Raw genomic sequence first — 26,985 nt, 5'->3', positions numbered from 1 at the left:
GGCTCGGGAGCCCGAATGGCAACAATGTCTGACGCGTCGATGAATGAGAAGCCCCCTCGCCTGCTGGTGGTCCGTAACGACAAGCTGGGTGACTTCATGCTGGCCTGGCCGGCCTTGGCCTGCCTGAAGGCGGCGGACGCCGCGATACATGTCAGCGTCCTCGTGCCGTCCTATACGGCTCCGATGGCCAGGCTCTGCCCTTGGGTCGACGCGGTCATCGTTGATCCGGGCGAGGGGCGGAAGGCCAGGCGCGACCTGCTGGCCCGGTTGCGCAGCGACCGCTTCGATGGCTTGCTGACACTCTTCTCCACTCCACGCATCGGCTGGCTGGGCTGGCGTGCCGGGATTCCCCTGCGGCTGGCCCCGGCCACCAAGTGGGCGCAGCTATTCTACAACCAGCGTATCACCCAGCGCAGATCGCGATCCGAGAAACCCGAATACGTCTACAATATGGAACTGGCCGAGGCCATGCTCGGCGCCATGGGTTACGATCTGCCAGCACGCCCCACGCCGCCTTACTGGCCATTGTCCGAAGAAAGCCGCAAGGCCTGGCGGATACGGCTCGGCGAGGAGCGGGGGCTGGATACGGCGCGTCCCTGGGTGTTCGTGCATGCCGGTAGCGGGGGCTCGGCGGTCAATCTTTCGGCCGAACAGTACGCCCGCCTGATGATGACCATCGACGCGCGACTGGCGCCGTCCAGCCGGCCCATCTGGGTGCTGACCGCCGGCCCCGGCGAAGAGTCTAGCGCACGTGCGCTTTACGAGCGGCTGATTGCCGCGGGGCTCGAGGCGACGCTGCCCCCGCCTCGAAAAGGGCTCGACGATTTCGCCGCGAGCCTGTCGGCGGCCGACCTGATCATCGCCGGCTCCACCGGCCCGCTGCATATTGCCGGCTGCCTGGACATCCCGACGGCGGGTTTCTATCCCGCCAAGCGCTCCTCCACACCGTTGCGCTGGCAGACCTGCAACCGAGCCGACCACCGCCTGGCCTTCTGCCCTCCCCCCACCGCAGGAGAGCAGGACATGTCGCGTCTCGACGTTGAATCGGCAGCCCGTAACATCGCCTCGCTTCTCGTATCGCTCACCTCTCGCGAGCCTCTCTCATGACGCCTATCACCGGTATTGTCATCACCCTCAACGAACAGTCGCGTATCGCCGGTTGTCTGGACTCCCTCAAGCAGGTCTGCGACGAAATCATTGTGGTCGATTCGCTGAGCCAGGACGATACCGTGCGTATCGCCGAGGCCTGTGGCGCCCGGGTTCTGAGCCAGACGTATCTCGGCGACGGTCCTCAAAAAGCCCATGGTGTCTCCTACGCCTCGCACGACTGGATACTGGCGCTGGATGCCGACGAACGGCTGGACGACGACGCCGTGGCGGCCATTCAGGCGCTGTCGCTGGACGACCCGGACATCGCTTACCGTTTCAACCGCCGCAACTTCTGCGGCAGCCATTGGGTAAAGGCGGCCGGCTTCTACCCCGACAAGGTCGTCAGGCTCTATAACCGGACCACGTCAGGCTACCTGCCGAGGAAAGCGCACTCCTCGGTAGCCTCTCCCCGCATCGAAGACACCGGCACGCACATTCGCCACTTCACCTACGAGAACCTGTCGCACTGGATGCAGCGCATTGATCAGCTGTCGACCCGCGATGCGTGGGCCATGAAGGAGCGAGGGGTTGGCCCATCGCCCTGGCGCCCCACGCTGCATGCAACCAGTGCCGTATTGCGCAAGTTGCTTCTGAAAGGGGGAATTCTGCAGGGCGCCGATGGCATGATCGTCACGGTCACCACGGCGTTTCACGCATTCATGAAATATGCCAAGCTCAACGAACTTTACGAGCAGGAGCGTCTCGAGCGGAAGTGACCCGCGTCGATGGCCGGTCGGGACTGCCCTATACCACCTGGCCTTGGTAAGCTGACAAGGAACTCACTCCGGCGTCGTGGTCATGCTCCACCCCGCACTATTTGCTTACGCTCGCCAACCCCGATGGTGGGCCCTCCTCATCATCGGTCTATGGATCGCGCATTCCGTTGCGACCCTGAGCCTGCTGTCGCCCTGGATCATGGCGCCGGTGGTGGTTGGCTGGCTTGGCCTGGGCTGGCTGTTTCGCTGGGGCGCACCACGTCGTCCCCGCACTCAGACCCGCGCCTGGCCCTGGTCGTTGTTGCCGCTCGCACTCTGGGGGCTCTACGTCTATCTTGCCGCCAGCTTTGGTGATGTCGACCTCGGTGCGGTCTTCTTCCATCTTCAGGCCGGCATGGAAGATCATGGTGGCACCGATCGCAATATTGCCGCTGTGCTCTACACCTTCTCGATGGCCATGTTGTTGATCGCCTTTACTTGGCTAGTGCGAGTCGACCATCGCTGGCGGTTGGGCGAGCGACCGCTGGCCTTGATCCTGCTGGCCACCAACCCCCTGTTTTATGGGGTAGGGCAGCGCAGTGCCGCGATTGTCACCGATGACGGCGCCTGGCTGGAGCGACGCTATGTCGCGCCGGTCATCCACGAGGCTCCGGCTGACCCTCCCAACCTGCTGCTGCTTTATCTGGAAAGCCTCGAGCGCACGTATGCCGATACCGAGCGCTTCGGCGATGCCTATGCTGACCTTGCAGCACTCGGCCAGCGCGCGCGTGTCTTCGAGGGCATCCAGCAGCTCGAGAACACTGGCTGGACCATGGCCGGTATGATCGCTACCCAGTGCGGCACGCCGCTCATGCCCGCGGGTCTGCTCCATGACAGCCAGTTCGAGCCTTTGGGCAAGGTGGTGCCGGGGGTGGATTGCCTCGGCGACCTGCTCGACGAGCAGGGCTACCATCTTACCTTTATGGGCGGTGCCAGTACCGCGTTTGCCGGCAAGGGCATCTTCTACGAGGATCATGGCTTCGATCGCGTACTGGGTCGAGAGGCGCTGTTACCCCAACTGGAAGATCCCGACTACCTCAATAACTGGGGACTATACGACGACACGCTTTACGACATCACCGTGGAAGAAGTACGCCAGCTCAGCCAGAGCGAGTCCCCGTGGGCTATCGTCAACCTTTCCCTCACCGGCCATGCGCCTGAGGGTTATCCAGCCCGACGCTGTGAACAGCGACAAGGAGAATTCGATGGCGTTGACATTCTCTACTCGGTGAAGTGTTCCGCCTGGCTGGCACGTGACCTGGTCGAGAGACTCGAAGAGGAGGGCCTGCTGGAAAACACCTTGGTGGTGATTGCCAGCGACCATTTGACGATGCGCGTGTCGGCCTGGGAGCAGTTGATCAGTGGCGAGCGCTACAATACCTTCATGCTGCTCGGCAATGACATGCCTCCGGGAAATGTCAGCCGTCCCGCATCGACGCTCGATGTCTTCCCCACCATTCTCGAGGCAATGGGCTTCGAGATTGACGATCATCGCGCCGGCCTCGGCGTTTCCCTACTGTCTCCCTACCCGACCCTGGTGGAGCAACATGGCACCCAGAACGTCAATACCCGAATGCGCGCGGAAACCGCGCTTCAGGAGCGGCTCTGGGAAGGCCTGGTGCCGGAGCAACAACAGGAGGAAGAGGCCACCACTACCGAACAGATCGTCGAGACGCCGGAAGACGCCACCAACGAACAACCCGCCTACGCTCAATAGCCAACGCGTTTCAGCTACGAACGATGACCGACTCGGACGACTGGATAGACGTTAGTATGCGTTCGGGGCGCATCTGAACCAGGCAATGGGTGTGTCCCAGCGGGCAGGTACGGGCGAAGCAGGGGGAACAGGCCAGCCCGAGCGTGTGAATCTCGGCATTGCGTGTCAGCGGCGGCGTATAGGCCGGCGAAGACGACCCGTATAACGCCTGGATTCGGGTGCCCACCGCCGCGGCAACATGCATCAGGCCAGAGTCGTTGGTGACCACCTGCCGGCAGTCCGCCAGCAGATCGACGGCATCCGCCAATCGAGTGCGTCCACACAGGTTGTGGACATGGGGCTGCCCCTCGCTGATCAGATCGCCAGCCGCGGCGTCCTTCGGGCCACCCAGCACCCGAACCTCGAAGCCTTCAGCGCTTAGTCTTCCCGCCAGCTCCCGGAAATAGGCGAGTGGCCACTGCTTCGCCGGACCATACTCCGCGCCAGGCATCATGCCAATGGCCGGTCGTGACGACAACCCGAGGGACAGCCGCAGTTCCACCAGATTATCGGCATCCACCGTCAGCCGCGGATGCGGGAGGGAAAAGTGGCCCGTTGCTGCCTCTTCCACCGAGACTCCCAGCGCCACGAAACGCTTGACGGTCTGGTCCAGCACCGTCTTGTCCAGGCGACGACGGTCATTGAGCAAACCGTATCGCTGTTCACCGGTAAAGCCGGTGCGACGCGGAATACGGGCCAGGTAAGGCACCAGCGCAGACTTCCAGGAGCGGGGCAGCACGATGGCACGTTCGAAGCGGCCACGCAGCTTCCGAGCAAGCGAGCGCCGAGCCCGCCAGCCAAATTCGCCATGTGCGGTCTCGAGACTCGCCACTTCGTCGACTTCTGTCATCCGCGCCAGAATCGGCCGCGACCATTCCGGTGCGACCACGCCAATATAGCAGCCGGGATGGCGAGCCTTCAGGGTCATCAGCAGGCTCTGGGCCATGACCATATCCCCCACCCATGACGGCCCCACCACCAGAATCCGCTCACCCGATGCGCTGGATGAAGAATCGCTCGAGGACGAAATTGCATCAGCCATGCAACCACTCCAGGTAGGCCTTCACCCCTTCTGCCACGGTACGGAACTCACCGTCATAACCGGTCTGGCGCAGCTTGGTGATGTCGGCGCGGGTATAGCTCTGATAGCGCCCCTTGAGCTCCTCGGGAAAAGCGATGTACTCGATCTCTCCGCGTCCGTAATAGTCGATCACCGCCTGCCCGATAGCCTTGAAGGGTTCGGCGCGGCCGGTTCCCAGGTTGAAGATTCCGGACACCTCGGGGTGGTCGAGAAACCACAGATTCACATCGACCACGTCACCTACATAGACAAAGTCACGGCTTTGCATGCCGGCGTCGTAGCCCTCCCAGGCCCCGAACAGCTTCAAGTCCGCACCGGTACTGATCTGGGTATGGTGATGAAAGGCGACGCTCGCCATCTTGCCCTTGTGCTGCTCTCGAGGGCCGTAGACATTGAAGTAGCGGAAGCCCACCACCTGGCTGGTGAAGTCATCGTGGCGGGCGCGCACGTACTGGTCGAACAGCAGCTTCGAGTAGCCGTAGACATTGAGTGGCTTCTCGTGCTCCGGTGCCTCGACAAACACCTCGCTGCCGCCATAAGTGGCCGCCGACGAGGCATACAGAAAGGGAATGCCGAGGTGCTGGCAGTAGTGCAGCAGTACCTTGGAATACTCGAAATTGTTCTCGAGCATGAAGCGCCCGTCCCACTCGGTGGTATCGGAGCAGGCCCCTTCATGGAAGATCGCTTCGATGGGCGGCAGGCCGGAGGATAGGCCGGACAACGCTGCCTTGATCCGGCCGAGAAAATCGTCCTTGTCGAGGTAGTCGCCAAGGGTGCAATCGGCCAGGTTAATGAACTTGGTACCGTCGCTCAGATCATCGACGACCATTACCTCGTGGCCGCGGGCACTGAGCGCCTTGACCAGATTGGCCCCGATAAAGCCGGCGCCGCCTGTCACTACGATCATGGGAAGTCCTCGTTGCGGCGCAGCGGCCTGCGCCTATAACCGATCTGCCTGTGATTGTATACTTGACGCCCAGTGAATTCATGGCCAACGGTGCTTTTGCAATGACACAGTCGACGCCAGACGTGGCAACCTTCCAGGGCCTGATCCTCGCCCTGCAGCAGTACTGGGCCGAACAGGGTTGCGTGATCCTGCAGCCTCTGGACATGGAAGTCGGAGCCGGCACCTTTCATCCGGCCACCTTCCTGCGCTCCATCGGTCCTGAGACCTGGAACGCTGCCTATGTGCAGCCCTCCCGTCGACCTACCGATGGTCGTTATGGCGAGAACCCCAACCGCCTGCAGCACTATTATCAATTCCAGGTCGTCATGAAGCCCTCTCCTGCCGATCTGCAGGAGCTTTACCTGGGCTCATTGAAGCGCCTGGGGCTCGACCCGCTGGTCCATGACATCCGCTTCGTCGAGGATAACTGGGAATCGCCTACCCTGGGCGCCTGGGGCCTCGGCTGGGAGGTCTGGCTCAACGGCATGGAGGTGACCCAGTTTACCTATTTCCAGCAGGCCGGCGGCCTCGAGTGCTACCCCGTCACCGGCGAGCTGACCTATGGGCTCGAGCGCATCGCCATGTACCTGCAGGATGTCGACAGTGTCTACGATCTGGTATGGACCGTGGCGCCGGATGGCACCCGCGTGAGCTATGGCGATGTCTATCTACAGAATGAGCGTGAGCAATCGGCCTACAACTTCGAGCATGCCGACGTGGACTTCCTGTTTGCGGCCTTCGACCATCATGAGCGGGAATGCAGCAAGCTGCTTGAAGCTAGCCTACCGCTGCCCGCCTATGAACAGGTGCTCAAGGCCTCGCACACCTTCAACCTGCTCGACGCCCGCCATGCCATCTCAGTCACCGAGCGCCAGCGCTACATCCTGCGTGTGCGCACAATGGCCCGGGATGTCGCTCGCGCCTACTACCAGTCACGCAAGGCCGCCGGCTTCCCGCTGGCCCCAGCGGCCCTGCGCGATGAATGTCTCGCCGAAGAATCACTTACCGAAGAGGGAAATGTTTGATGGCTGCCAACACCCTACTGGTTGAACTGGGCGTCGAGGAGCTGCCGCCAAGCGCCATCGACCTGCTCTCAGATTCCCTCGCGGACGGCATTCGTCGCGGCCTCGACGAGTCCGATGTCACGCATGGTGCCGTGATGGCCTATGCCAGCCCGCGTCGTCTTGCGGTGCAGATCGTCGAGCTTGCCGACAAACAGCCCGACCGCGAGGTCGAGCGTCGCGGGCCGGCTCTGGCGGCCGCCTTCAAGGAGGGACAACCCACCAAGGCCGCCGAGGGATTCGCGCGCTCGTGCGGCGTCACGGTGGACCAGTTGATTCATCTCGAGACTGACAAGGGCACCTGGCTCGGCTACCGCGAGCAGCAACGAGGCGAAACGACCACCAGCCTGTTGCCGGCCATCGTTGACAAGGCCCTCACGTCACTCCCCGTACCCAAGAACATGCGCTGGGGCAGCTCGCGGGTAGAATTCTCCCGTCCCGTGCATTGGCTGGTGATGCTCTATGGCCATGAGGTGGTCGAAGGCGAGTCGTTGGGCCTGAACGCCGGTCGGATGACGCGGGGTCATCGCTTCCATGCCCCAGAGCCTATCGAACTGACACACGCCGATGACTACCTGAGCGTGCTCGAGAACGCCTGGGTATTGGCGGACCGTGACAAGCGGCGCGAACGCATCCGCGAGCAGGTTCTCGCCGAGGCCGAGGTTCAGGACGCCACGGCGGTGATCGACGAGGCATTGCTCGTCGAGGTAAGCGGCCTGGTGGAGTGGCCCGTGGCCCTGACCGGCAGCTTCGATGAACGCTTCCTCGAGGTGCCGTCCGAGTGCCTGATCTCCTCGATGAAGGCCAACCAGAAATACTTCCACCTTCTCGACGCCGATGGTCGGCTCAAGTCGCTGTTCATCACTATCGCGAACATCGACAGCGAGGATCCCGAGCAAGTGATCCAGGGCAACCAGAAGGTCATTCGCCCTCGCCTGGCCGATGCCGCCTTCTTCTATGCGACCGATCGCAAACGCCCGCTCGCCGACCGTGCCCCAGAGCTTGCCGGCGTGGTCTTCCAGAAGCAGCTCGGCTCGCTGGCGGACAAGGCTCATCGCAATGCCGAGGTGGCGGCCTTCATTGCCGAGCGTATTGGAGGCTCCGCCGCCCATGCACGCCGTGCAGCCGCACTCGGCAAGTGTGACCTGGTCACCGAGATGGTGCTCGAGTTCCCCGAGCTACAGGGCATCATGGGCCACTATTATGCCGCTCAGGACGGCGAACCCGGCCAAGTGGCGCAAGCACTCGAAGAGCAGTACCTGCCGCGCTTCGCCGGCGACGCGATCCCCGACAGCGACACCGGCAAGGCCCTGGCGCTGGCTGACCGACTCGACACCCTCACCGGCATTTTCGGTATCGGCGCTCGGCCGAGCGGCACCAAGGATCCATTTGCGCTGCGCCGCGCCGCCATCGGGGTGTTGAACATCCTGGTCAAGGGTGAGCTGGACCTGGATCTCCGGGAGCTGCTTGAACTGGCCGTCGCTCAACATCAGACGCTCGTCGATACCGATAAGCTTGTCGATGAGGTCCTCACCTATATGCTCGACCGCTTCCGTGCCTGGGCGCACGATGAAGGCATCGAGACGGAGGTCTACCTGGCGGTTCGTGCCCGTCCGGTAACCCATCCGCTGGATTTCGCGCGACGACTAAGTGCCGTTCAGGCCTTCACTCGACGCGACGAGGCAGCAGCCCTGGCAGCCGCCAACAAGCGTGTCTCGAACATCCTTGCCAAGCAAGCCAATGGCGATGTTTCCAGCATTGAGACAGGATTGCTGCAGGAAGCCGCCGAGGCGGCTCTCTACGAGGCTGTGGCGAGTTGTCGGCATGCTGTAATGCCGCTATTCGCCGAAGCCCGCTACCATGAAGCACTGGACGCTCTGGCTAGCCTGCGCGACCCGGTCGACGCCTTCTTCGACCAGGTGATGGTGATGGCCGATGACGAAGCCGTTCGTTGCAATCGTCTGGCGCTGCTGGCAAGCCTGCAGGCGCTATTCCTCGAAGTGGCCGATATCGCACTACTTCAGCAATGACAGCTAATTGATGATTGGCTAGGCCATCGAGGACACACCTCGGTGGCCTTTTCATATGGCTTGCATCCTGCCCTGCTCTCTCCTGCTTAGCGCTTTACTGCCCCGCTTTTTTCCTGCCATACCTTGCGCTGTTTCACGTGAAACACTTTTCGTGCCCCCTATACGCGAAGAAGCTCATCTATTCCCTTTTTATGGCAAGACGATGTTTCACGTGAAACACTTCACACACTTCTTCCGTAACAGACACATTGATTCGCATGGTTACCACAACTTCTTTGAAGCTAGTCATTCTCGATCGTGACGGGGTCATCAACCGAGACTCTGACGACTACATCAAATCACTCGAGGAATGGCACCCCTATCCTAGCGCCATTACGGCTATTGCCAGGCTGAGTCGGGCGGGATGGCAAGTGGCTATCGCGACGAACCAATCAGGCATTGCTCGAGGCTATTACGACGAGGCGACACTCGAGACCATCCATGCCGAACTGAAGCGCCAAGTCCGCAACGCCGGCGGAAAGGTCTCACATATCGCCTACTGCCCACACGGACCCGACGATCATTGCAAATGCCGCAAGCCGCTATATGGCCTTCTGATTCAGATACGTGAGGCGCTGGGTCTGGAGAGCTTGGAGGGAAGCTGGATAGTCGGTGACAGCCTACGCGACCTAGAGGCTGGCGAAAGCTTGGGATGCCGGAGCGCACTGGTGCGTACTGGAAAGGGACGGCGCACAGAGGCCAAAAGAATAGGCTTGGAGAGGGCGATGGTCTTCGAAGACCTGGACGGCTTCGTGGACTGGCTGCTGGCCGATGAGTGAAGCAAAACCCTACAGGCGACACGTAGAAAGACGCCGACCCGAGTCTAACAACCCGGGCCGGCGCGCCTTTAGTTCAACTTAAGTGAGGATGTTCCACATGAAACATTGCCGGACCATGGTTAGACGTCCAGATTCGCCACCAAAGCAAATCGCTCAATGAAATCACGGCGAGGCTCGACTTCGTCGCCCATCAAGGTATTGAACATCATGTCGGCGGCGACGGCATCCTCGATGGTTACCCTCAGCATGCGGCGTGTCTCGGGGTCCATGGTGGTATCCCACAGCTGCTCGGGGTTCATCTCACCGAGACCCTTGTAGCGCTGGATAGAAAGACCACGCTGCGCTTCGCTCATCAACCATTCGAGCGCATCATAAAAATTCACCACCGATTTCTGCCGCTCGCCGCGAGCGACGTAAGCGCCCTCCTCCATCAAGCCGTCAAGAGTTTCCCCTAGTCCGGTGATGGCACGGTAATCCGCACTGGTAAAGAAGTCGATACCCCAGACGTAATCGGTCGTGACGCCGTGAGCCGCCAATGTAACTGCTGGCAGAAAAAGGCCACGTTCGGCATCTTCCTCGATGTGGAAGGTATAACGCGGCCCGCCTTCGTAGGCGACCAGGGCATCCATCTCGGCCTGCAGATCATCGATCCAATTCTTGATAGTCACGCGGTCTCGCAACGCGGCTTCTCCATCGAGACGCGCGGCATGCACAATCTTGCGCAGCACCTCATTGGGATAGACGCGCGAGAGGCGATCGATCCGCTTCATGACGTCGCGGTACTGATTGACGATGGCTTCGAGCTGCGCGCCGGCAATTCCCGGTGCGTCCGCGTTGACATAGAGACGCGCACCATCCAGAGCGGTGGCCGTCAGGTAGTCGATCATGGCCTGCTCGTCCTTGAGATAGAGCTCCTGCTTGCCACGCTTGATCTTGTAGAGAGGCGGCTGGGCAATGAAGACGTGCCCACGCTCGATCAGTTGAGACATCTGCCGGAAAAAGAACGTCAGCAACAGGGTCCGGATATGCGAGCCATCGACATCGGCATCCGTCATGATGATGATGGAGTGGTAACGCAGCTTGTCGGGGTTGAACTCCTCACGCCCAATCCCGCAGCCAAGCGCCGTAATCAGGGTTCCCACTTCGGCCGACGATAACATCTTGTCGAACCGCGCCTTCTCGACGTTAAGAATCTTGCCCTTGAGTGGCAGGATGGCCTGGGTGCGACGGTCACGGCCCTGTTTGGCGCTACCACCGGCCGAATCGCCCTCGACCAAAAACAGCTCGGAGAGGCTCGGATCCTTCTCCTGGCAGTCTGCCAACTTGCCGGGTAGCCCGGCGATATCCAGGGCGCCCTTGCGGCGCGTCATGTCACGGGCCTTGCGTGCGGCTTCGCGGGCGCGGGCGGCGTCGAGCATCTTGTTAACGATCGACTTGGCCTCGTTGGGCTTCTCGATCAAGTATTCCGAGAACAGGCGACCCATCTCCTGCTCCACCGCTGTCTTCACTTCGGAAGACACCAATTTGTCCTTGGTCTGTGACGAGAACTTGGGGTCCGGTACTTTTACGGAGATGATCGCCGTCAAACCTTCGCGCGCGTCATCGCCCGAAGTGTTGATCTTAGACTTCTTGAGCAGCCCCTCGGCCTCGATGTAATGATTGAGGCTGCGCGTCAGTGCGGCACGGAATCCAGCGAGGTGAGCACCACCATCACGCTGCGGTATGTTGTTGGTATAACAGAAGATATTCTCGGTAAACGAGTCGCTCCACTGCATGGCCACTTCGACACCGACGCCATCTTCGCGCTCGGCATTGAAATGGAATACCGGATTCAACACCGTCTTGTTGGTGTTGAGGTGATCGACGAATGCCTTGAGCCCACCGTCATAGTGAAAGAGTTCTTCCTTGCCACTGCGCTCATCGAACAGGCGAATGGCAACGCCCGAGTTCAGGAAGGATAACTCCCTCAAGCGCTTGGCCAGGATATCGTAGTGAAACTCGATATTGTTGAAGGTATCGGTCGACGGTCGGAAGTGAACCCGAGTGCCGCTTTTCTCCGTGGTACCGACCACGGCTAGCGGCGAGGCCGGTACGCCATGGCGATAGATCTGCTCATGCACCTTGCCTGCTCGCCAGATCGTCAGCTTTAACTCTTCCGACAGGGCATTGACGACCGAGACCCCCACACCGTGGAGGCCGCCTGACACCTTATAGGAGTTGTCATCAAACTTACCCCCGGCATGAAGAACCGTCATGATGACTTCGGCGGCTGAGACGCCTTCACCCTCGTGGAGGTCGGTGGGTACGCCACGACCATTATCGCTGACGGTGATCGACTCGTCAGGATGAATCAGGACGCGTATTTCAGTGCAATGCCCCGCCAGCGCTTCATCGATGGAATTATCCACCAGTTCGAAGACCATATGGTGCAACCCGGTGCCATCATCGGTATCCCCGATATACATTCCCGGCCGCTTGCGTACGGCGTCCAATCCCTTGAGTACTTTAATGCTCGTCGAGTCGTAAGCATGTTCGCTCATTGACTACTCCATCATGAAGTCTGTCTATCAAGGGGCAGTAATCTTCCTGCTCCTTTCTCGGAGTGTTTCACGTGAAACATCTCCATTGGGGTGTCGGATCGCCATAGGTCTGTCAGCACGTCATGATCAACGCTGGTGATGAAAACCTGGCAATGCATCCGCTCGAGCCAGTCGCAGAAGACGCGCCGATGATGGCCATCGAGTTCCGCTGGGAGGTCGTCAATCAAATAAACGCAGGTGCGGCCGGTGGTTGCCTCAAGGAGTCGTCCCTGAGCTAGCTTCAACGCGCTGACAACCAGCTTCTGCTGGCCGCGTGACAACACCTCCACGGCAGGGCGGCGCGCCAATCGTATGCGCAGATCCGCCCGCTGGGGCCCTTGCTGGGTAAAGCCCATCTGACGATCCGTTTCACGCCCCTGCCGAAGGATGTCGGCGAGTTCACGCCGGCTATCCCAGCCGCGCGAGTACCTTAGTTCAAGCCCCTGCAAAGGCAATAGGCCACCGAGCGTTTCCTCGAAGACAGGCAAAAAAGCCGCCATCCAGTCACGGCGCAAGGTGTCGATCCGCTCGCTCCAATGCACCAACTCATGCTCCCAAACCGACATGGAAGCATCTTGCATTCTACCATGTCTGAGCAGCGCATTCCGATGTTTGAGCGCCCGACGCGCCCGTTGCCAGGCATCGAGGAAGTCGTGTTTCACGTGAAACACTCCCCAGTCGAGGAATTCACGTCGAGCCGACGGCGCACCTTCCAGAAGACGGAACGCATCGGGGTTGATCAGTTGTAGTGGCAGCAGGTCAACGAGCGCGGTGATGCGGTTGATTCGCTCACCGGCTATCCGCATTTCGAGCTCACTGACCTCGCGATGACGGCGCACGCCGAAGGGGATGGCGGGATTGCCGGAGAGCCTTCCATGGACGACCAACGCATCGGCATCGTGGCAAATGGCGTGACGAAGGTGGCGGGTGCGGAAGGAGCGTCCCATGCCCAGGATATGGATGCCTTCGAGCAGGCTTGTCTTGCCACTACCGTTGGGCCCGCTGACAAGATTGATCCTCGGCCCGGGTCGCAGGTCGAAGGGCTCAAGGTTGCGCAGGCCTTGGAAGGCAAGACGATCAAGAGGCACGAGGGAACCCGTTAGGCGGCGCTAAGAAAGCGCCGCCACCCCGCTTAGAGACGCATGGGCATGACAACATAAAGCGCGTCGCCACCACCAGGCTCTTCGAGCAGAGCGCTGCTGTTAGGATCGGCAAACGTCATCTGGACGCGATCTTCGTTCAGCACGCTCAACACATCGACTAGATAGCCGACATTGAAACCAATCTCCATCGCCGGGCCCGAATATTCAATCGCCACATTCTCTTCGGCTTCTTCTTGCTCGGGATTGTTGGCCATCACCTTGAGGTTACCCTCTTCCAGATGCAGACGAACGCCCCGATACTTTTCGTTGGAAAGAATTGCTGTGCGTGATAGTACCCGGCGTAACTCGGCGCGGTCAGCAATCAGTACCTTGTCGCCGCCCTTGGGGACCACGCGCTCGTAATCGGGGAACTTGCCATCCACCAGTTTGGACGTAAAAGTAAAATCACCGGTATGCGCGCGCAGGTGATTGGAACCCAATGTCAGCGTGACGGGCTCGTCACTATCATCCAGCAGCCTGGCAAGCTCAATGATGCCCTTGCGCGGCACGATCAATCGCTGTGCCGACTCCAGCTGTATGTCCGACGGGCGGGCACACACCGCCAGGCGATGCCCATCAGTCGCTACGGCACGTACCAGAGTAGATTTCAGCTCCAGCAACATACCATTGAGATAATAGCGAACATCCTGCTGCGCCATCGCAAAGGCGGTCGTATCGATCAGGTGCTTGAGCGTGCCTCGCGGCAGGCTCAGCTCGGCACTTCCTTCGCTCTCTTCGATGTTGGGAAATTCAGCCGCCGGGAGAGTCGACAAGGTAAATCGTGAACGTCCACTGCGCAGCACGGCACGCCCATCTTCCAGCGCGATTTGAATGTCGGCCTGATCCGGTAACGACTTACAGATATCCATCAGCTTGCGAGCTGGCACTGTAACGGCACCGGGGGCCTCTACCAGGCTAGCGACGGTGCGCCCGATCAGCTCGACCTCAAGGTCGGTGCCGGTGAGTGCCACCTGATCGTCATCAACCTGGATGAGCACATTGGACAGCACCGGCAGGGTCTGGCGACGCTCCACTACGCCAGCAACCAGCGTCAATGGGCGCAGCAGAGCTTCTCGGGAGATGGAAAATTTCATGTCAGCTCCACAACTTTCCTGATAGGGATGATGACCGGTGCGAAGCGCCTGACACCGGTCAGGGTTATTGGCTTTCAGCTCGTCAATAACCGCAGCAGATTCTTGTAGTCCTCACGGATATCCGCGCTTTCTTCTTGCAAGGATTTCACTTTACGGCAGGCATGCAAGACGGTGGTGTGGTCGCGTCCCCCGAAGGCGTCGCCAATCTCCGGCAAGCTGTGGTTGGTCAGCTCCTTGGCCAAGGCCATGGCAACCTGACGTGGCCTGGCCACCGAACGCGACCGCCGCTTGGAGAGCAGATCAGCAAGCTTGATCTTGTAATATTCGGCTACGGTGCGCTGGATGTTATCGACGCCCACCTGCTTGTCCTGTAGCGCCAACAGATCCTTGAGCGACTCGCGAATAAAATCCTGGGTGATGGGCTTGCCCATGAAATGGGAGTCGGCGATCACCTTTTTCAGAGCACCTTCAAGCTCACGCACATTGGAGCGTATCTTCTGAGCGATGAAGAAAGCGGCATCGTTGGGCAGGTCGACCTTCGCCTGATCCGCTTTCTTCATCAGGATCGCCACGCGCGTCTCGAGCTCGGGAGGCTCGATGGCCACCGTCAGGCCCCATCCGAAGCGCGACTTGAGACGCTCTTCAACACCGCTGATTTCCTTCGGGTAACGATCCGATGTCAGGATCATTTGCTGGCCACCTTCGAGCAACGCATTGAAGGTGTGGAAGAACTCTTCCTGGGACCGCTCCTTGCCGGCAAAGAACTGGATATCGTCGATCAGCAGGGCATCGACACTACGATAGAAGCGCTTGAAATCATTGATGGCGTTGAGCTGGAGTGCCTTGACCATATCGGCCACGAAACGCTCGGAATGCAGATAGATCACTTGCGCGTTCTCACGCCGGGTGGACAGGGCGTTGCCCACGGCATGCATGAGGTGCGTCTTGCCCAGGCCCACGCCCCCGTAAAGGAACAGGGGGTTATAAGCACCGCCGGGGTTCTCGGAAACCTGACGGGAAGCCGCTCTGGCAAGCTGATTCGATTTACCCTCGACGAAAGTCTCGAACGTGAAATTGGGATTGAGCCCACTGTGGTGCTTGAGGCCTCCTTCCACCTGCACCTGCCGTTCTCCGGGTCGACGCGCCCCATCCTGCTCTTCACGCAATACGTTTATCTCACGCTCGTCGTCGCTTGAGCCCCGTTTCGGTGTTCGCACCGAGGGCGCGCCGGGCTGTTGCTGGGCTGGTGGGGTCGCGGACACCGGGTTGCCGAGTTCTCGGGGCTGGGGCGTCGTGGCTCGACGGCGACTGCCCACTGTCAACACCACCTTGGGGGGTTTGGCAGGCGACAGATTGCGCATTAACTCGCTGATACGCTTGGCATACTTATCGCTAACCCAGTCACGGACAAACCGGTTCGGCGCCAGCAGACACAGCTCATTGGCCTCGCCTTCTTCCGCCTGCAGGGGGCGGATCCAGGTATTGAACTGTTGTGAGCTCAATTCATCCTGTAGGGAGTCCAGACATTGTTGCCAAAGCGCAAGCGACACGCGACCTCACCATTGATCGGAAAACGGCCGGGTATTGTATCGTCCAGCAGCAAAGTTATCCACACGAGCTCGGCCTGTGCGACGAACTGTGGAAAACGCCATCCTCGACATATCAGTTACCCGCGACATTCGGACTCTTCTAGCCAACGCACGCTAACGCAACCGATAAGCACATTCATAGAGGTGCACTAAACTCGATAAAGAAGCCATTTCATCGTTCCGCGCCATCATGGCAATAGCCGCTTTATACTCACACCTTTCTTCACAAAACGATTAACACATTAATTTATTGATAAAACTATACTTTTTAAGCTTATCAACAGATTCTATCCCCAACACTGCCCACGACACCCCCTCATCCGGATGCCGAGCCAGCCATCCACCGTCAGCATTAGTCACTGTTTCCTCCGGCTTCCCTTGAGTCTATCGACAAGAAGAATTGCACCGGAGCGGCGAAATCACTACAATTTCCGGTCTTGAGTCAAACACCCCGGGTTCCCCGATGGGGGTTCAGATGTCTCGAATTTGCCTATTTGTCCAAAAAATCACGTGGGAATAACCAGTTATGAAACGCACTTTTCAACCTAGCGTTCTCAAGCGCAAGCGTGTGCACGGTTTTCGTGCTCGCATGGCCACCAAGAATGGTCGTGCCGTTCTGGCACGCCGTCGCGCCAAGGGTCGCAAGCGTCTAAGCGCCTGAACGCGGCTCACTAGTGCCTCATCAGAGCTCTCCTCGGTGTCTTCGCTTGTTGAACGCCGAGGCGTATCGGACTGTTTTCGACAAGGCTGTTTACAAGATTCATGGAAAGGGGTTGATGGCCTTGGCCATGCCCAATGCGTTGGGCCATCCTCGTCTCGGATTGATTGTGAGCAAGAAGAACGTTCGCCGCGCAGTCGATCGCAACCGCTTCAAGCGGTTGGTTCGCGAATCCGTGCGTTTGCAACAAGACCGTTTGCCCGCCGTGGATATCGTCGTATTGGCCAAGCGAGGGGTCCAGGAGCTGGACAATGAGACCCTGCACCGTCAGATCCACGGCATGTGGCGACGCCTTGAGCGAGATGTACGCAATGCGTCATCGATAACGACCTGAAGCGAAATGCCTCGTGCTGCCACCGCAACCGATACGTCTCAGTCACGCCCCTCGACAGCCTCATGGAGTCTGTATGACGGCCCTCGTCCGGAACCGCCTGTTTGCTAGCGCGCCAGGTGAAGCATCGTCGCGACCGACACACAGCCTGCCCTCGGCAGGCTTTTGCGTCTATCAGGCAGGCAGCCGCTATGCCGCTATCGAAATGTTAACCTCCCATCGGGCAGATTCTTCATGGACCTAAAACGACTCCTATTGCTGGTTCCCCTGGCGCTGCTCGCTTACTTGCTGGTAGTGCAATGGAATCAGGATTACGGGCAAGCCACCACCGTGCCCGATGCCCCGGCCATCACCGGTAGCGAGCAGCGTGAGCGTGCCGACACCAACGGCGAAGACCTGGCGGTCCCCTCAGCACCCTCGAGCCAGGATCAGGGTGCCGAGGCAATGCCCGACGCCCCGGCCACCGAAGATAGCCGCAACCTGGTAGCAGTGGTCACCGATGTGCTCGACGTACGTATCGACCCTCAAGGAGGCGATATCGTCTATGCGGCGCTTCCCGAGCATCGCCTGACGCTGGATTCCGAACGGCCCTACGTGCTGCTCTCCGATAGCCAGACGCGCAGCTACGTGGCGCGCTCCGGCCTCCAGTTGGAAGGCCACGAAGGACGCATCGCCTTCAATGCCGAGCAGAACGAGTATCGCCTGACCCAGGATGACGATCGCCTTGAGGTGGACCTCACGGCGGAGGTGAACGGGGTCGGTATCACCAAGCGGCTGACCTTCGAGCGCGGGAGTTACGCGGTTGATGTCGAATACTTCCTGACCAATAACACCGAACAGGCCCTGACGACCCGCTTCATCGGCCAGCTGGCCCGCGATGACAGCCCCGACCCCACCAGCGGACCTGCCATGGGGATGCGCTCCTACTTGGGCGCGGCCTACTCCTCGCCCGAGGACAGGTATCAGAAGGTCGACTTCGATGCCATCAAGAGTGGCGAGTTCGTCAACCGGGATGCTGAGGGTGGCTGGGTCGCCATCATCCAGCACTACTTCGTGTCCGCCTGGGCGCCACCACAAGATCAACAGAACCTCTACTACGCGACGACCGACTCGCGGGACCGAAATGTTGCCGCCTTCGCTGGTGCGACCCAGAACCTGGCCGCCGACGGCCAGGCACGCCTCGGCGCCACCCTGTACATGGGGCCCAAGGTTCAGGACTATCTTGAACAGGTAGCGCCCAACCTGAAGCTGACCGTCGATTTCGGCTGGCTATGGTTCATTGCCAACCCATTGTTCTGGCTGCTTGATCAGATCCACAACCTGCTCGGTAACTGGGGCTGGTCTATCGTGGTCCTGACTATCGTGGTCAAGATGGCGCTGTGGCCACTTTCTGCCAAGGCCTACAAATCGATGGGCCGCATGCGCAAGCTGGGCCCCGAGATGCAGCGTCTCAAGGAACAGTACGGCGACGATCGCCAGAAGATGTCCCAGGAGATGATGAAGTTCTACCAGAAGGAGAAGATCAATCCTCTGGGTGGCTGCCTGCCGATTCTGGTGCAGATGCCGGTCTTCATTGCGCTGTACTGGATGCTGCTGGAATCAGTGGAGTTGCGCCATGCGCCCTTTATCTTCTGGATTCAGGACCTGTCGGTGAAGGACCCCTATTTCATTCTGCCGATCCTGATGGGCGCCTCGATGTTCGTCCAGCAACAGCTCAACCCGACGCCGCCGGACCCCATGCAGGCCAAGATCATGAAGATGCTGCCGATCGTCTTCACCTTCTTCTTCCTGTGGTTCCCGGCCGGTCTGGTCATCTACTGGGTCGTCAACAACGTCATCTCGATTGCCCAGCAATACGTGATCACGCGCAAGATTGAGAAAGACCCCAGCGTCGGTAAGGGCGTGAAGACCAAGTAGGTCTCACCTTGCCTACCATCCCCAGGCCCCCGCCCTCGTGCGGGGGCCTGGCGTTTGTGCCGAGCGGCACCGACAATGACGCCGCACTACGAGGAGAAGACGATGCCGGACGCTCTTTATCGTCAGGACACTATCGCGGCTCTCGCCACCCCGCCAGGACGCGGCGGAGTAGGCATCATCCGCGTTTCCGGACCAGCCTGCCGCGCGATAGCCGAGGCCGTGCTGACACATCCCCCTGCCCCACGCCAGGCGCATTACGGCCCCTTTCACGGCGAGACAGCCGTTCTCGATGAAGGCATCGCCCTGTTCTTTCCGGGCCCCCGCTCCTTCACCGGTGAAGACGTGCTGGAATTGCAGGGCCACGGGGGCCCCGTGATCATGGATCTGCTGCTGGAGCGCTGCGTTCGGTTGGGCGCCCGCCTGGCGCGCCCCGGTGAGTTCTCCGAACGCGCCTTTCTCAATGACAAGCTCGATCTGGCCCAGGCCGAGGCCATCGCCGATCTCATCGAGGCAAGCTCACGCGCCGCCGCCGAGAATGCCTTGCGCTCGCTGCAGGGAGAGTTCTCGCATCGGGTCCAGGCGCTGGTCCAGCGGCTCATTGAACTGCGCATCTATGTCGAGGCCGCCATCGATTTCCCCGAGGAGGAGATCGACTTTCTCGGCGATGGCAAGGTGGCCGACATGCTCCAGGCGGTCACCACGGAGCTTGACCAGGTGCGCGCCGCCGCGGGTCAGGGGGCGCTGATGCGCGAGGGCATGAACGTGGTGATTGCCGGACGCCCCAACGCCGGCAAGTCCAGCCTGCTCAATGCGCTGACCGAGCAGGAAACCGCCATCGTCACCGCCATCGAGGGCACCACGCGTGACGTGCTGCGCGAGCAGATTCACCTCGACGGCATGCCTCTGCACATCATCGACACGGCCGGGTTACGGGACACGCCGGACGCGATCGAGAAGATCGGCGTGGCCCGAGCCTGGGCCGAGATCGAGAAGGCCGATCGTATCCTGCTGCTGGTCGATGCCGGCACCACGACGGAAACCGACCCTAGGGCCATCTGGCCCGGCTTCGTTGATCGCCTGCAGGACGCCTCGCGCCTCACCTTGGTGCGCAACAAGATTGATACCAGCGAGGAAGCGCCTGGCATCGACGCCTCCGCGGCCACGCCGACCGTACGACTCTCGGCGAAGACCGGCGCCGGGGTGGACGCTTTGAAGGAGCACCTCAAGGCGGTGATGGGCTACTCCATGACCACGGAGGGTCGCTTCTCCGCGCGGCGACGCCATCTGGACGCGCTGGATCGAGCGAAGCAAGCACTGACTAACGGTGAGAGCCAACTATACGGCTTTGGTGCCGGCGAACTGCTCGCCGAGGATCTGCGCGATGCCCAGCAGGCATTGGGCGAGATCACCGGCGAATTCAGTGCCGACGACCTGCTCGGTGAGATTTTCGGTAGCTTCTGTATCGGCAAGTGAGATCGTCTGATTACTCGCCTATCCACCAGTCATGCTGGAAGCGAACCGCCTCGCCCAGCAGAGGCGTGATAGCGCCCATGGCCGTGACAAGGTGCTCCTCCAGACCCCATGGCGGATTGACCACCAGCATCCCGCTGCCTTGCATCCCCTGCTGCTGGCTCGCGGGCGCCGGGCGAATAAGCTCGCTGCGCCACACCTTGCGCAGGCCGTCCGCTCGCAGGGCATCCAGCAATTCCCGGTGGCGGCCCGCCGGCAGCAGCGGATACCAGATCAGCAATACCGCATGGCGCACCTTGGCCATCGCCTTGATAGCCGCCCTGGCGACCTCATCATACTCGGCCTTACGCTCGTAACTCGGGTCGACCAGCACGCACAGACGTGGCGTCTTCACCGGCAGCCGCCGGTCCAGTTCCTTTAGCCCATCGCCATGCAAGCGCTGCACGTTGCGTGGCAGAATCTGCTGCAGCAGATGGCTATGTTCTGCCGGGTGCAGCTCGATAAGCTTGAGACTGTCCTGTTGCCGCAGCCGATGGGATAGCCACCACGGCGAGCCGGGATAGTGATCAAGCCGGTTGCCCTGTTTCTGGACCCGACCCAGCGCCGCAAGCCACTCGCCGAGCAGCGGTATTTCGCCGAGACGATCCCGCGCCTGCCAGAGTCGCGCGATACCGTCGCGGTATTCCTGGAGCTTCGCCGTCTCCTCGGCCGCCAGGGGATAGAGGCCGCGTCCGGCATGCGTATCGATGTAGGTAATCGGAGAGGCTTTTCGCAGCAGGTGGTCGATGACGGCAAACAGCGTCAGATGCTTGTGAACATCGGCGAAGTTACCGGCGTGGTAGGCATGCTGGTAGGAAAGCATGTTGGGGATACTCATGTAGCGGAAAGCGAAGGGCCCGCCACTGTAAAAGTGACGGGCCCCATGAGTCCGGTCTTGCGGGACCCGTTTACTGCTGTTCGAAGCGGTCCTGAATCGGCGTCAAGGTAATCTCGACCCGACGATTCTGGGCACGCCCCTGCTCGCTATCGTTGCTCGCCACCGGCTGATTTTGTCCATACCCCGTCATGTTGAGACGATCGCGAGTCACGCCCGACTGGGAAAGGTAGTTACCCACCGCCTGGGCTCGACGCTCGGACAACTGCTGGTTGTAACTGGCACTGCCGGTGCTGTCGGTATGACCGGCAATATTGACGCGCGTATCCGGGTACTGCTGAAGGACCGACCCCACATCATTCAAGGCAGTGCGAGCGCTCGACGTGAGTTCGCTGGAATCAAAGCCGAAGGTCACGCTGCTCGGCATATTGAGCACGATATCATCGCCGCGACGATCAACCTCGATGCCGGTGCCTTGCACACTCTGGCGCAGTTGGTTTTCCTGGCGATCCATGTAGGCGCCCACACCACCGCCGGCAGCGGCTCCCACGGCCGCCCCGATCAATGCGCGATCACGGCGGCTCGTGCTGCCATCACCGCTGAGCGCACCAGCCGCCGCGCCCACAGCGGCACCGACCGCCGCCCCCACGCCAGTCTTGTTGCGCTCGGTCTGGCCGGAATAGGGGTCGGTGGTGGCGCAACCGGCAATCAGCAGCGCGGCCGCCAGCGGGGCTATCAAGCGTAGTATGTTGGTCATGAAGTCAGTCTCTCTCGGGTTGACGAATGTCTCGCATTACCGACCGGATCGTCACTGATAAGGGTCAGCAAATCGTTCAAGAATAGTAGTCCCTGCGGGGATGTCTGCAGCCGGTCGCTATCTTGCACCAGAAGTCCTTTTTCACGAGCCGACGTCAGACGATTGGCGAGCTGCGTCGCTTCACGGCCAGTATAAGCCTCCCAGCTCGACATGGGCACTCCCTCAACAAGACGCAGCGCATTCATGGCGAACTCCAGGGCCAGCTCTTCCTCGATGATAGGCTGGCTCCCGGCCACGAACCCTTGCAGATCATTCAGGCGCTGCAGGTAAGAAGCCGGTTGTCGCACCTTCCTGCGCCGCTCGATATGCAAGCCCTCTGCCCCCGCCACGCTGAGCTTGCCATGCGCCCCCGCCCCGATACCCAGATAGTCGCCGAACTGCCAGTAATTGAGATTGTGCTGCGCGCGTCGCCCCTGACGCGCATAGGCAGATATCTCGTAACGCACCAGGCCAGCTTCGTGCAGGCGCTCATGGCCCAGGTCTTGGATGTCCCATAACACCTCCTCTTGGGGCAGCACAGGGGGGGAGGAATGAAATTCGGTGTTGGGTTCGAGCGTCAATTGATACCAGGAGAGATGCTCGGGCGAGAGTGACAAGGCGCGGTCGATGTCGTCCAGTGCCAGCTCGGAGGTCTGACCCGGCAGCCCGTGCATCAGATCCAGATTGAGGTTATCGAAGCCGGCCTGGCGAGCCTCCTGCACGGCCACCACCGCATCGTCACCGGAGTGGATGCGACCCAGCGCATGCAGCTGGGCATCCTGAAAGCTCTGCACGCCTAGCGACAGCCGATTGATGCCCGCCGAGCGATAGCCCGCAAAACGACCGCGCTCCAGGGTGCCGGGATTGGCTTCGAGGGTAATCTCGCATTCGTTGGCCAAGGGCAGACGGCACTTGATGGCATGGATAAGCCGGCGGTAGAAGTCAGCCGACATCAGGCTCGGCGTCCCCCCACCGATGAAGATACTGACCAGCTCTCGCCCCGTCACCAGCGGCAGATCGGCATCGAGGTCGGCAATCAGGGCTTCAAGATAGGCCGCCTCGGGAAGCTCGGTCCCATGCCCCACCCCATGGGAATTGAAATCGCAGTAAGGACACTTGCGAACGCACCAAGGGACATGGACATAGAGTGCCAGCGGGGGGAGCAGAGTCAATTCAGCCATACACGTCACCTGAAGAAGAATCCAAGGCACCCACCAATGCCTGAAGAGCTCGCCCGCGGTGGCTCAGCCGGTTCTTTTCGTCGGCCGAGAGTTCGGCGGCACTCATGCCAAGCTCCGGCAACCAGAACAAGGGATCATAGCCAAACCCGCCTTCCCCGCGAGGATGCGCGAGAATCTCGCCCTCCCAGGCCTGCTGCACGATGCATGGCACCGGGTCCTCAACATGACGCAGATATACCAGCACACACCAGTAGCGACCCGTACGGCTCCCCTCGGGAACGTTGGACAACCGATCGAGTAATAGCGCGTTGTTGCGTGCGTCGCTTTTCGGCTCACCAGCGAAACGAGCAGAGTAGATCCCCGGGCTCCCGTTCAAGGCATCGACTTCCAGTCCAGAGTCATCAGCCAATGCAGGCAAGCCGCTGATCCGACAGGCATGACGAGCCTTGAGCAAGGCATTCTCGACAAACGTAAGACCCGTCTCTTCCACCTCCGTCACGCGATAGTCCGATTGCGGACGCACCTCGAAGCCCAGCGGGGCGAGCAGCCGCTCAAACTCGCGCAATTTACCGGCATTGCCGCTGGCCAGTACCAGAGGATTAGACATCGTCACAGGCTCTCAACAGAGGCAAAGAGAACCATTCTACGGGGCTGACACGAACAGGGGAACGTCAGGTCGGCATGAGGATGCTCCTACGCATGACGTGGGGGAAACGGTAGAGCTCATGGCCGGCAATGAAAAGAAAGGGAATGAGGGCATGTCACAAAAAAGTTCAGCTGATTTTCAGCTTAATATTGATGGGATATTTTTCCATAAATTATTTAAGATTTTGATTTAAAGCAGAATTTTACCTTAATAGTGCTTTTTTATCACTCTCAGCTCCCTGCTTATGCAAAAAAAGTAGTTACATTAGTTAACACAATGGACAACACTTCACTACGGATACTCACTCCACAGTGCAACCAGGTCTCTCAGCGGAGACCACAAGCGCCCAACCAGCAGGGATCGCATGATGAATCGAGATAAAGGCTTGGTATTGTTAGTCACACTCAACAATCCACAGACTCAGCTATTTACTGACTACTTGCATAAGCAGCTTGACTGCGATGTCACGGTCGTTACTCCGACCATGGAATGGCAGCCCACCGAAGCCGAGCATACCGTAATACTGGTTGATGCCGACCATATCGATGAAACCAGTTTACAGCACTGGCATACCAAAGCAGCAGACGACGAGACCCTGTCGCTGGCAGCCTTCAACCTTCGCGACGAAGATCATGCTGCCGATATACTTTCGGGGATCAATTTTCAGGGCATCTTCTATCGAAGCGACTCCTTGCTCCTGATCTGCAAGGGAATCGACAATCTCATGAAGGGCCATCTATGGATGTCGCGTTCCTTGATGACGCGAATGATCCTGTTCTTTCGCCGCCAACAGCTCAACTCCTACCGTCCCGTCTGTGGTCTGACCCACCGGGAGCTGGAACTGATCGCCATGTTGGGAACCGGGGCCTCTAATACCGAAATCGCCGATCGCTTGTTCGTCAGCGAACACACTGTTAAATCTCACCTCTACAACATTTTCCGCAAGATCAAGGTCCATAACCGCATCCAGGCAGTGAACTGGGCACGGCAGAACCTGGGAGCGCCGCCTCCCCTGAGCCGGAGTCGGGGCCGCAGTAAGGACGGGCCAGCATGAGCATCTTGAGAGCTATCAATTCCCTTTCGCTGTTGCTTATGGTGATGGTCCTCATGGGACAGCCTGCTCAGGCACAGCGGCCCTCGTCGCCGGGAACTAATACCACAGGGGCTTCTGGTGCCGGGTTGGAAGAACAACAGGCTCTCGATGAAATAGCGCAGGAAGAAGAACAAGAACCCTTGGACAATGCCGAACAAGGCATAGAAGAGCAGTTTTCTCAGCAGCTGAATCTTGACGAGCCCGGATTGAGCGGCGTACTGGTCGATCGTACCATTACGATGATAGGAAAAACCTTCTATCGTCAGTTCAGCCAACTCAGTATGGAAAGCGGCATTTTGAGTAATACCAACTTATCGATACATGAAAGACCCTCTGCGCGCTGGGGAAGCCTGATATGGATTTCGGAAGGCAGCAAGATCATCTTCGAGGCCACGCTATCCCCTCGACTCAGCGATGTCGATCAGTATGCTGAAGCCGCTATTGAGCAAGTCGAGCAGAGGGTCATTCAAAGCAAAGTAATGGATGCATTACAAAAGAATGAGGACTTGGCCGACGAAGAACTGTAAACAAGCCTCGGCCCTGATACGCGGTAATCAAAAAAACGCAAAGAATGACTAAAGACGCAGTAAACGACTACGAGGGAACATAATGAAAATCAGATATCTGATCTTACCGCTGATGCTGGCGACCGGGTCAGCCCAGGCCGGAGAACTCGTCTATCGCCCCATCAATCCTTCTTTCGGTGGCGATCCGCTAGCGGGGAACTACCTGCTAAACAAGGCACAAAGTCAGGACACCAATGTAGATCCTGACGCGCCGGATTTCGGCTCCTTCTCCGAAAGCGATTTCTTTCTTCAGGATTTACGCGCCGACTTGCTTAATACTGCCATCGAAGATGCGTTGAATAATCCTGATGCGCAAGGGGGGGCAATTATCGATTCGGCCACTCTCGATATCCGACTCAACAATACCGGTAATGGCTTCAACCTGGATATCAGAGACAAGGCAACGGGTGAAGTTACCACGATTCGCTTGGGCCAATCCGCCCTACAGCCCTAACTATCCGGTAAGGAGAGCAACATGAAATTCGTCACGACGCTTATCGTCGCGGGCGTGCTGAGCCTTTCCGGCTGTGCGAGCGTGGTCAGCAACGCGGATAATCTTGCCGGCACCTCAGCAACCCTGATGCCCAGGACAGGTACTTATGCCGATCTGAAGAACCTGCCGGCTCCCAGAGCCCCGATTCTTGCAGCCGTTTACGACTTTCGCGACCAGACGGGACAGTATCGCCCGGCACCGGCGAGCACCTTCTCGACAGCTGTCACCCAGGGGGGCGCGGCTATGCTCAGCGCGGCACTGGCTGATTCGGGATGGTTCGTACCACTGGAACGTGTCGGCTTGCAGAATCTGCTCACCGAGCGGCGCATCATACGCGCCAATCTCGAACGCGTTGGTCAGAGCGATGCCCTGGACTCGTTGAATGCGGCAAGGGTGATCCTTGAAGGCGGTATCATTGCCTACGATTCCAATATGCGAACCGGCGGGGCTGGTGCTGAATACTTCGGCATTGGAGCATCCGGACAGTATCAAGTCGACCAGGTATCCATTAACCTGCGTGCCGTCGATATAGCGACCGGTGAGGTATTGGCAAACGTTACTACCAGCAAGACGATCTACTCCCATGAACTTCGGGCAGGCGTCTACCGCTTTATCGACTTCAGTCGTCTCCTCGAAGCCGAAGTGGGTTACACAAACAATGAGCCTGTGCAGATGGCGGTCATGTCGGCTATCGAATCCGCGGTCATTCATCTGGTCACTCAAGGCGTAGATCGCCAACTCTGGAGCCTGGCCGACCAGGAAGATATTAGCCATCCCATACTCACTGCTTATCGGGATGCTCCCGTCCCGAAACTGTAAACCAACGCCATCAGTTGTACGAACGAGGAGGCGCTATTCAGCGCCTTCTCTTCGTAGGGCCGATGATCATTGGCTCATCGT

General features: G+C 59.5%; 24 protein-coding genes. 14 read left to right on the top strand and 10 right to left on the bottom strand.

Annotated features, from left to right (window positions below):
• The first annotated feature begins 15 nt into the window (after nt 1-15).
• From BM341_RS05595 to BM341_RS05585, 3 genes are all read left to right on the top strand, one after another.
• Nucleotides 16-1,107, top strand: a complete 1,092-nt coding sequence (locus BM341_RS05595; protein ID WP_089793786.1) for a glycosyltransferase family 9 protein — start codon at nt 16-18, stop codon at nt 1,105-1,107.
• Nucleotides 1,104-1,865 carry a glycosyltransferase family 2 protein gene (locus tag BM341_RS05590; RefSeq protein WP_089793785.1) on the top strand — a complete coding sequence of 254 codons (762 nt, stop codon included), beginning with the start codon at nt 1,104-1,106 and terminating at the stop codon, nt 1,863-1,865. Before BM341_RS05595 ends, BM341_RS05590 begins: the two co-directional genes overlap by 4 nt.
• Before the next feature lie 82 nt (nt 1,866-1,947).
• On the top strand, nt 1,948-3,621 hold the full coding sequence (locus BM341_RS05585; protein WP_089793783.1) for a sulfatase-like hydrolase/transferase: 1,674 nt from the start codon (nt 1,948-1,950) through the stop codon (nt 3,619-3,621).
• A 10-nt stretch (nt 3,622-3,631) separates the two neighbouring features.
• Here BM341_RS05585 and waaF read toward each other — a convergent pair whose 3' ends face one another.
• Both waaF and rfaD read right to left on the bottom strand, forming a co-directional pair.
• Complete coding sequence (gene waaF, locus BM341_RS05580) at nt 3,632-4,702, bottom strand: lipopolysaccharide heptosyltransferase II (protein ID WP_089793782.1); 1,071 nt, start codon at nt 4,700-4,702, stop codon at nt 3,632-3,634.
• A complete protein-coding gene (gene rfaD, locus BM341_RS05575) occupies nt 4,695-5,648 on the bottom strand; it encodes an ADP-glyceromanno-heptose 6-epimerase (RefSeq protein ID WP_089793780.1) in 954 nt (317 codons plus the stop codon). Before rfaD ends, waaF begins: the two co-directional genes overlap by 8 nt.
• A gap of 101 nt (nt 5,649-5,749) precedes the next feature.
• On the opposite strand from rfaD, the gene glyQ reads away from it, so the two are divergent.
• The 3 genes from glyQ to gmhB all read left to right on the top strand — a co-directional run bounded on the left by glyQ (nt 5,750) and on the right by gmhB (nt 9,596).
• Nucleotides 5,750-6,712, top strand: a complete 963-nt coding sequence (gene glyQ / locus BM341_RS05570) for a glycine--tRNA ligase subunit alpha (protein WP_089794186.1) — start codon at nt 5,750-5,752, stop codon at nt 6,710-6,712.
• Entirely contained in the window at nt 6,712-8,778 is a 2,067-nt protein-coding gene (gene glyS / locus BM341_RS05565; RefSeq protein ID WP_089793778.1) for a glycine--tRNA ligase subunit beta, read from the top strand. Before glyQ ends, glyS begins: the two co-directional genes overlap by 1 nt.
• Before the next feature lie 257 nt (nt 8,779-9,035).
• Nucleotides 9,036-9,596, top strand: a complete 561-nt coding sequence (gene gmhB, locus BM341_RS05560) for a D-glycero-beta-D-manno-heptose 1,7-bisphosphate 7-phosphatase (RefSeq protein ID WP_089793776.1) — start codon at nt 9,036-9,038, stop codon at nt 9,594-9,596.
• Nucleotides 9,597-9,715: 119 nt separating this feature from the next.
• On the opposite strand, the gene gyrB is transcribed toward gmhB, so the two are convergent.
• From gyrB to dnaA, 4 genes are all read right to left on the bottom strand, one after another.
• Nucleotides 9,716-12,136 carry a DNA topoisomerase (ATP-hydrolyzing) subunit B gene (gene gyrB, locus BM341_RS05555; protein WP_089793774.1) on the bottom strand — a complete coding sequence of 807 codons (2,421 nt, stop codon included), beginning with the start codon at nt 12,134-12,136 and terminating at the stop codon, nt 9,716-9,718.
• A gap of 11 nt (nt 12,137-12,147) precedes the next feature.
• Nucleotides 12,148-13,263 carry a DNA replication/repair protein RecF gene (gene recF / locus BM341_RS05550; protein ID WP_089793772.1) on the bottom strand — a complete coding sequence of 372 codons (1,116 nt, stop codon included), beginning with the start codon at nt 13,261-13,263 and terminating at the stop codon, nt 12,148-12,150.
• A 44-nt stretch (nt 13,264-13,307) separates the two neighbouring features.
• A complete protein-coding gene (gene dnaN / locus BM341_RS05545; RefSeq protein WP_089793770.1) occupies nt 13,308-14,411 on the bottom strand; it encodes a DNA polymerase III subunit beta in 1,104 nt (367 codons plus the stop codon).
• A 74-nt stretch (nt 14,412-14,485) separates the two neighbouring features.
• Nucleotides 14,486-15,961, bottom strand: coding sequence for a chromosomal replication initiator protein DnaA (gene dnaA / locus BM341_RS05540; RefSeq protein WP_089793768.1), 1,476 nt, complete (start codon nt 15,959-15,961; stop codon nt 14,486-14,488).
• A gap of 565 nt (nt 15,962-16,526) precedes the next feature.
• On the opposite strand from dnaA, the gene rpmH reads away from it, so the two are divergent.
• The 4 genes from rpmH to mnmE all read left to right on the top strand — a co-directional run bounded on the left by rpmH (nt 16,527) and on the right by mnmE (nt 20,439).
• Nucleotides 16,527-16,661 carry a 50S ribosomal protein L34 gene (gene rpmH / locus BM341_RS05535; RefSeq protein WP_010626003.1) on the top strand — a complete coding sequence of 45 codons (135 nt, stop codon included), beginning with the start codon at nt 16,527-16,529 and terminating at the stop codon, nt 16,659-16,661.
• A 13-nt stretch (nt 16,662-16,674) separates the two neighbouring features.
• The gene (gene rnpA, locus BM341_RS05530) at nt 16,675-17,052 is read left to right on the top strand and encodes a ribonuclease P protein component (protein WP_089793766.1); all 378 of its coding nucleotides are present in this window, start codon (nt 16,675-16,677) and stop codon (nt 17,050-17,052) included.
• 231 nt (nt 17,053-17,283) lie between these two features.
• Complete coding sequence (gene yidC / locus BM341_RS05525) at nt 17,284-18,966, top strand: membrane protein insertase YidC (RefSeq protein ID WP_089793764.1); 1,683 nt, start codon at nt 17,284-17,286, stop codon at nt 18,964-18,966.
• 102 nt (nt 18,967-19,068) lie between these two features.
• Nucleotides 19,069-20,439, top strand: coding sequence for a tRNA uridine-5-carboxymethylaminomethyl(34) synthesis GTPase MnmE (gene mnmE, locus BM341_RS05520; protein ID WP_089793762.1), 1,371 nt, complete (start codon nt 19,069-19,071; stop codon nt 20,437-20,439).
• 10 nt (nt 20,440-20,449) lie between these two features.
• Here the strand turns inward: mnmE and BM341_RS05515 are convergent, their stop codons facing one another.
• The 4 genes from BM341_RS05515 to rdgB form a co-directional block, all read right to left on the bottom strand.
• Entirely contained in the window at nt 20,450-21,298 is an 849-nt protein-coding gene (locus BM341_RS05515) for a 23S rRNA (adenine(2030)-N(6))-methyltransferase RlmJ (RefSeq protein WP_089793760.1), read from the bottom strand.
• An 85-nt stretch (nt 21,299-21,383) separates the two neighbouring features.
• Nucleotides 21,384-22,067, bottom strand: coding sequence for a YiaD family glycine zipper/OmpA-like lipoprotein (locus BM341_RS05510; protein WP_089793757.1), 684 nt, complete (start codon nt 22,065-22,067; stop codon nt 21,384-21,386).
• Nucleotides 22,064-23,287, bottom strand: a complete 1,224-nt coding sequence (gene hemW, locus BM341_RS05505) for a radical SAM family heme chaperone HemW (RefSeq protein ID WP_089793755.1) — start codon at nt 23,285-23,287, stop codon at nt 22,064-22,066. Before hemW ends, BM341_RS05510 begins: the two co-directional genes overlap by 4 nt.
• On the bottom strand, nt 23,280-23,894 hold the full coding sequence (gene rdgB / locus BM341_RS05500) for an RdgB/HAM1 family non-canonical purine NTP pyrophosphatase (protein WP_175507804.1): 615 nt from the start codon (nt 23,892-23,894) through the stop codon (nt 23,280-23,282). Before rdgB ends, hemW begins: the two co-directional genes overlap by 8 nt.
• A gap of 403 nt (nt 23,895-24,297) precedes the next feature.
• Here rdgB and BM341_RS05495 point away from each other — a divergent pair, with 403 nt between their 5' ends.
• The 4 genes from BM341_RS05495 to BM341_RS05480 all read left to right on the top strand — a co-directional run bounded on the left by BM341_RS05495 (nt 24,298) and on the right by BM341_RS05480 (nt 26,904).
• Complete coding sequence (locus tag BM341_RS05495; protein ID WP_342713868.1) at nt 24,298-24,987, top strand: response regulator transcription factor; 690 nt, start codon at nt 24,298-24,300, stop codon at nt 24,985-24,987.
• A complete protein-coding gene (locus BM341_RS05490; RefSeq protein ID WP_089793749.1) occupies nt 24,984-25,553 on the top strand; it encodes a CsgE family curli-type amyloid fiber assembly protein in 570 nt (189 codons plus the stop codon). The genes BM341_RS05495 and BM341_RS05490 overlap by 4 nt, the downstream gene beginning before the upstream one ends.
• An 82-nt stretch (nt 25,554-25,635) precedes the next feature.
• Nucleotides 25,636-26,046, top strand: a complete 411-nt coding sequence (locus BM341_RS05485) for a curli assembly protein CsgF (RefSeq protein WP_089793747.1) — start codon at nt 25,636-25,638, stop codon at nt 26,044-26,046.
• Between the two features lie 21 nt (nt 26,047-26,067).
• Nucleotides 26,068-26,904 carry a CsgG/HfaB family protein gene (locus BM341_RS05480; protein WP_089793745.1) on the top strand — a complete coding sequence of 279 codons (837 nt, stop codon included), beginning with the start codon at nt 26,068-26,070 and terminating at the stop codon, nt 26,902-26,904.
• Nucleotides 26,905-26,985 lie beyond the last annotated feature (81 nt).

Source organism: Halomonas korlensis (assembly GCF_900116705.1).
GTDB classification, from domain to species: Bacteria; Pseudomonadota; Gammaproteobacteria; order Pseudomonadales; family Halomonadaceae; genus Halomonas; species Halomonas korlensis.
Note: the sequence above shows the minus strand (reverse complement) of the source record. Positions and strands in the feature narration are given on the sequence as shown.

What these genes read in the sequence shown, in the direction of transcription:
- BM341_RS05595 (WP_089793786.1), top strand. Translation starts at nt 16, where the DNA reads ATGGCAACAATGTCTGACGCGTCGATGAATGAGAAGCCCCCTCGCCTG.
- BM341_RS05590 (WP_089793785.1), top strand. Translation starts at nt 1,104, where the DNA reads ATGACGCCTATCACCGGTATTGTCATCACCCTCAACGAACAGTCGCGT.
- BM341_RS05585 (WP_089793783.1), top strand. Translation starts at nt 1,948, where the DNA reads ATGCTCCACCCCGCACTATTTGCTTACGCTCGCCAACCCCGATGGTGG.
- waaF (WP_089793782.1), bottom strand. Translation starts at nt 4,702, where the DNA reads ATGGCTGATGCAATTTCGTCCTCGAGCGATTCTTCATCCAGCGCATCG.
- rfaD (WP_089793780.1), bottom strand. Translation starts at nt 5,648, where the DNA reads ATGATCGTAGTGACAGGCGGCGCCGGCTTTATCGGGGCCAATCTGGTC.
- glyQ (WP_089794186.1), top strand. Translation starts at nt 5,750, where the DNA reads ATGACACAGTCGACGCCAGACGTGGCAACCTTCCAGGGCCTGATCCTC.
- glyS (WP_089793778.1), top strand. Translation starts at nt 6,712, where the DNA reads ATGGCTGCCAACACCCTACTGGTTGAACTGGGCGTCGAGGAGCTGCCG.
- gmhB (WP_089793776.1), top strand. Translation starts at nt 9,036, where the DNA reads ATGGTTACCACAACTTCTTTGAAGCTAGTCATTCTCGATCGTGACGGG.
- gyrB (WP_089793774.1), bottom strand. Translation starts at nt 12,136, where the DNA reads ATGAGCGAACATGCTTACGACTCGACGAGCATTAAAGTACTCAAGGGA.
- dnaN (WP_089793770.1), bottom strand. Translation starts at nt 14,411, where the DNA reads ATGAAATTTTCCATCTCCCGAGAAGCTCTGCTGCGCCCATTGACGCTG.
- rpmH (WP_010626003.1), top strand. Translation starts at nt 16,527, where the DNA reads ATGAAACGCACTTTTCAACCTAGCGTTCTCAAGCGCAAGCGTGTGCAC.
- yidC (WP_089793764.1), top strand. Translation starts at nt 17,284, where the DNA reads ATGGACCTAAAACGACTCCTATTGCTGGTTCCCCTGGCGCTGCTCGCT.
- mnmE (WP_089793762.1), top strand. Translation starts at nt 19,069, where the DNA reads ATGCCGGACGCTCTTTATCGTCAGGACACTATCGCGGCTCTCGCCACC.
- BM341_RS05515 (WP_089793760.1), bottom strand. Translation starts at nt 21,298, where the DNA reads ATGCTTTCCTACCAGCATGCCTACCACGCCGGTAACTTCGCCGATGTT.
- BM341_RS05510 (WP_089793757.1), bottom strand. Translation starts at nt 22,067, where the DNA reads ATGACCAACATACTACGCTTGATAGCCCCGCTGGCGGCCGCGCTGCTG.
- hemW (WP_089793755.1), bottom strand. Translation starts at nt 23,287, where the DNA reads ATGGCTGAATTGACTCTGCTCCCCCCGCTGGCACTCTATGTCCATGTC.
- rdgB (WP_175507804.1), bottom strand. Translation starts at nt 23,894, where the DNA reads ATGTCTAATCCTCTGGTACTGGCCAGCGGCAATGCCGGTAAATTGCGC.
- BM341_RS05495 (WP_342713868.1), top strand. Translation starts at nt 24,298, where the DNA reads ATGATGAATCGAGATAAAGGCTTGGTATTGTTAGTCACACTCAACAAT.
- BM341_RS05490 (WP_089793749.1), top strand. Translation starts at nt 24,984, where the DNA reads ATGAGCATCTTGAGAGCTATCAATTCCCTTTCGCTGTTGCTTATGGTG.
- BM341_RS05485 (WP_089793747.1), top strand. Translation starts at nt 25,636, where the DNA reads ATGAAAATCAGATATCTGATCTTACCGCTGATGCTGGCGACCGGGTCA.
- BM341_RS05480 (WP_089793745.1), top strand. Translation starts at nt 26,068, where the DNA reads ATGAAATTCGTCACGACGCTTATCGTCGCGGGCGTGCTGAGCCTTTCC.